This is a genomic window from Aliarcobacter sp., from assembly GCF_041672065.1.
GTDB classification, from domain to species: Bacteria; Campylobacterota; Campylobacteria; order Campylobacterales; family Arcobacteraceae; genus Aliarcobacter; species Aliarcobacter skirrowii.
In genome coordinates this window covers 1-4,585 of record NZ_JBAZAH010000083.1, presented here as the reverse complement: position 1 = coordinate 4,585, position 4,585 = coordinate 1, and the positions used below count along the sequence as shown (strand labels likewise).

At 27.2% G+C, this 4,585-nt stretch carries 6 protein-coding genes; 1 reads left to right on the top strand and 5 read right to left on the bottom strand.

Annotated elements, in window-relative coordinates:
• The 3 genes from WC168_RS09290 to coaE all read right to left on the bottom strand — a co-directional run.
• Window positions 1-89: hypothetical protein (locus WC168_RS09290; protein WP_372618857.1), on the bottom strand; the 89-nt coding region annotated here is incomplete at its 3' end.
• A gap of 114 nt (window positions 90-203) precedes the next feature.
• Window positions 204-1,586, bottom strand: coding sequence for a cytochrome c oxidase accessory protein CcoG (ccoG, locus tag WC168_RS09285; protein ID WP_109066004.1), 1,383 nt, complete (start codon window positions 1,584-1,586; stop codon window positions 204-206).
• Between the two features lie 149 nt (window positions 1,587-1,735).
• Window positions 1,736-2,317: a dephospho-CoA kinase gene (gene coaE / locus WC168_RS09280; protein WP_066160367.1), complete on the bottom strand. Its 582-nt coding sequence runs from the start codon at window positions 2,315-2,317 to the stop codon at window positions 1,736-1,738.
• Window positions 2,318-2,398: 81 nt separating this feature from the next.
• Here coaE and purM point away from each other — a divergent pair, with 81 nt between their 5' ends.
• Entirely contained in the window at window positions 2,399-3,394 is a 996-nt protein-coding gene (gene purM / locus WC168_RS09275) for a phosphoribosylformylglycinamidine cyclo-ligase (protein WP_372618852.1), read from the top strand.
• Window positions 3,395-3,430: 36 nt separating this feature from the next.
• Here purM and WC168_RS09270 read toward each other — a convergent pair whose 3' ends face one another.
• Together WC168_RS09270 and WC168_RS09265 are read right to left on the bottom strand one after the other, a co-directional pair.
• Complete coding sequence (locus WC168_RS09270) at window positions 3,431-4,456, bottom strand: glyceraldehyde 3-phosphate dehydrogenase NAD-binding domain-containing protein (protein ID WP_372618850.1); 1,026 nt, start codon at window positions 4,454-4,456, stop codon at window positions 3,431-3,433.
• Between the two features lie 15 nt (window positions 4,457-4,471).
• Window positions 4,472-4,585 (bottom strand): YwbE family protein (locus WC168_RS09265; protein ID WP_372618855.1); only part of this gene is annotated, 114 nt, incomplete at its 5' end.

Genomic DNA, 4,585 nt, shown 5'->3' with positions numbered 1-4,585 from the left:
TGTTTTAAAATTGCAGCAATGGATGCAGAAGTTATTCCTTTTCCTAAAGAACTTAAAACACCACCCGTTACAAAAATGAATTTTGTCATAAAAATACTCCGTTAAATTTAATAAGTTTGAAAAATATATAAGCTGTGATTTTATCTAAATATTGATAAGAAGTTATTTAAAATATAAGATAGCAAGTTAATCTTGCTATCTTTTTATTTAAGTTTATCTGATCTTGGGAAGAAGAAAGTTGCTTTTCTAAATACTACAACTTTTTCAGGATTCTCTTGCGCATAAGCCTTAATTGTAATACTTATTGGAGTATCTTTTGTTTTATCATCTACTAAAAGTTTATCTGTTTCTAAAATAAGAACTTTTTTAGCCATTTTTTTAGGGCTTAAAGTAAATGGAGTAAATCTTTTAATCTCTATACCAGGATTATCAACTATCTCTATATTATATGTTAAAGGAACAGATTCTGTATTTTGAAACAATAGCGTATAGTTATTTGCTACTATATTATCTTCTTTAATTTTATAAAGTTCAGTATCTTTATTTACATTTAAAAGCATATACTCTTTCTCTCTACTCATAGCAAACAATAAAACTAAAACTAAAGTTAAAGCTACCATATACATAATTGTTGTTTTTCTAAACACTTTTGTTGGTTTATTTTCAACAATAGTATTTGTGCTTGACCATTGAACTAAAGATGGTTTTCCAAGTTTCCCCATAACAGTAGTACATGCATCAACACACTCTAAACAGTTTATACACTCAAGTTGTAAACCTTTTCTAATATCAATATGAGTTGGACAAACAGTTACACAAGCTTCACAAGCTGTACACTCACTATTTGGATCTTTAAAATCTTTTATATTAAATATTGTTTTCTCTTTTTTATCATTATAAATAGCTCCACCTCTTTGATTTGAGTAGATTGCATGAAGAGTATTATTATCATATAAAACAGATTGAACTCTTGAGTATGGACATATATATACACAAAAATCCTCTTTTAAAATGATTACATCATAGATTAAAAATCCTGCAATTGCCAAAACAAATCCTATTAAAAACATATGCTCTAATGGATTTTGAATATAAGCAAAAAAGTCTTGTGGAGGAACAAAATACCACATAAAGTTTGAAGCAGCAACTAAAGCTAAGATAGACCATAAAACTACACCAACAGCTTTTTTAACTCTGTTTGAATTTTTACTTAAATCAATATCTTTTTGTTTGTTTTTTATTCTTCTAAGTTTTAAAAGTGTTGATTCAATTAAATCTCTATAAATTACTCTAAAAATTGTTTGAGGACATGCCCAACCACACCAAGCTCTTCCTCCAATTGCTGTAACAGCAAAAATTCCTATAAATAACAACATTAATAAAAATGGCATTAAATATAACTCTTGCATATCAAAAGCTGTTCCTAAAAGATGAAGTTGTTTTTTATCAAAAGATAGTAGGAAGATTTGATTTCCATTTATTTGAATAAATGGTAAAGACAAAGATACAATAGAAGCAATAATATAAGCAATATATCTTTTTTTTCTATAAGGCATCTGTTTTAAATTTTCATTTTTTTCACTCATTTTGCAACCTTTTTTGGTGAATTATTATAGTTTAATATAAAACAAACTTATAATATTTCTAAATTTTAAATAAGATATTATTATAAATTTGGTCTATAAAAACTTTAGAGAAAATTTTATCATTTATAGAATAAAAATAAGATTTATATTTAAATTTGTGCCAATACTCTTTCAACTTCTTTTTGTAAATGTTTTAAATCTTTTGAATTATCTATTACAAAAGTGGCTTTTGTTTTTTTATCTTCGATATCCATTTGATTTGATATTTTTAAAATAGCCTCTTTTTCATCTATATTATCTCTTTTTTGCAATCTTTGAATTTGTATATCTTTTGGAGTATAAACAACAAGCACTTTAGAAATTGGGTAATTCATCTTTTCAAAAAATAGTGGAATATCTACAAAATAAGCTCTATTTTGCTCTTCACAAATTTTTGCCTCTTTTAAAATCTCCTCTTTGATTAAAGGGTGAAGCAAAGCTTCTAATTTTAACTTATTTTCTTCATTTGAAAAAATTATTTTTCCAAGCTCTTTTCTTAAAACTTTTTTATTTTCAACATATTTGCTACCAAACATATTTTCAATCTCTTGATAATTTTCATCCAAAACCCTATGAGCAATTTTGTCTGCATCTATAATAAAAAAACCATGTAGCTTTAAAAGATTACAAACTGTACTTTTGCCTGTTGCTATTCCTCCTGTTAGTGCAATAGCATTTTTAAAACTGCTCATTTTTGATACTCCTTAAGATTTAATGATTTTTGGTTATAATACCGAAAAAAATTTTAAGAGCAATAAAGCGAAGGATAGATTATGGCAATGGTAAGTTACAAAGATGCAGGAGTTGATATTGATGCAGGAAATCAGTTTGTAGAGAATATCAAACCTTATGTAAAATCTACAATGATTCCTGGAGTTCTTGGAGGAATTGGCTCTTTTGCTGGTGCTTTTGAACTTCCAAGTGGTTATAAAAAACCTGTTATTTTAGCTGGAACAGATGGTGTTGGAACAAAATTAAAATTAGCAATTGATGCAAAAAAATTTGACACTGTTGGTATTGATTTAGTTGCTATGTGTACAAATGATCTGCTTTGTAACTTTGGAGAGCCACTATTTTTCCTTGATTATTATGCAACTGCAAAACTAGAAGTTGAAGAAGCAACTCAAGTTGTAAAAGGAATTGCGCAAGGTTGTATTAGAAGTGAGTGTGCATTAATTGGTGGAGAAACAGCTGAGATGCCTGGAATGTATAAAGAGGGTGATTTTGATTTAGCTGGTTTTTGTGTAGGAATAGCTGAAAAAGATGAGCTTGATAGAGTTGAAAGAGTAAGTGCTGGGGATGTTTTAATTGCACTTCCAAGCTCTGGAGTTCACTCAAATGGATTTTCACTTGTGCGAAAACTTCTTTTAGAAAAACTTGGTATGAGTTTAGAAGATGATTTTCAAGGTAAAAAATTAAAAGATGTTCTGCTTGAACCTACAAGAATTTATGTAAAAGAGTTTAAAGCTAACAAAGATAAAATAAATGCTTTAGCACACATCACTGGTGGTGGAATTACTGAAAATCTTCCAAGAGTTCTACCAGAAAATTTAACAGCTGTTGTAGATAGAAGTAAAATCAAAATTTTACCAATATTTGAGTTTATGAGTAAGCATGTAGAGCTTGAAGAGATGTATAGAACATTTAATATGGGTGTTGGAATGATTCTTGTAGTAAATCCTTCAAATGTAGATGCAATTTTAGCTTCAACTGATGGTTATGTAATTGGTGAGTTAAAAGAGGGGAAAAGAGAAGTAGAGTTTATATAAAAACTCTTTTTTTAAAATCAAAGGCTAGATTTTTATCTAGCCTTTTTTTATATCTATATATTTTAAAATCTGAACAACTTTTGAAGCATATCCCCATTCATTGTCATACCATAAAAGTAGTTTTATCATATTGTTTTTAACTTCCAAAAATCTATGATCAATTATAGTTGTAAATTTCTCTTTTTTAAAATCACTTGAAACAAGTGCTTCAAAATTATTTAAAACTATTGGAAATTTTTGATTTCTTTCAAACTCTAAAAAAAGATTTTTTATCTCATCTTTGCTTGAAATCTCTTTTGTAAAAAGTGTTACATTTATAACTCCAACAGTATCTGTTGGAACTCTAAGAGAGTTTGAGCTTATTAAATTTGAATTAAATTTTTCTAGAACATAAGAGCAAGCTTTTATAGTAGTTGTTTGACTTGGAATTATATTTTGAGTTGAACTTCTTCCAAACTCAAAATTTAAATCAACATCTCTAGTAGCACTTTGAACGAAGCTTCCATCTAAAACTCTTTGATGATTTAAAAGCGGATGAATAGTTACAATATCTCCACAAAGAATCTCTTTTTTATCATCAATTATTTTTAAAGCAGGAAGAAGTGCAGTTGCATTACAAGAGCTTGTAGATATTATTTTATGGCTTTTTAAATCAAGTTTATCTTCATTTACACCCAAAACTATATTTATATCGGCATCTTTTTGAGGATGAGTTAAAATTATTTTATCTACTTTTAAATTTCTTAATATATTTAAATCAGTTTTTTGACCACTTGCATCAATTAAAATATCAACTCCATCTAAATTTAACTCTGATATATTTTTGTAGTTTGTAATTTTGATTTTTGATTTTTGATTTTGTATAAAACTTTTCTCTATAACTTTAAATTTATCATTTAGTTTTCCATAAGTTGAATCATAGTTTATAGAGTAAACTATATTTTCAACAGATGGATTTATCTCATTTATTGCTACAATTTCAAAATTCTCGTCATTTAAAAGCTGTTTTAAAATTGATTTTCCAATTCTACCAGCTCCATTTAAAACAATTTTTATACTCATAATTTAATCTTTTTTTTAAAGTATTTGCTGAACACGACCAACATCTCCATTTTGTAATCTTACTTTTATTCCATGTGGATGAGTTGGTGAATTTGTTAAAATATCTTTTACAACTCCTTGAGTTAGTTT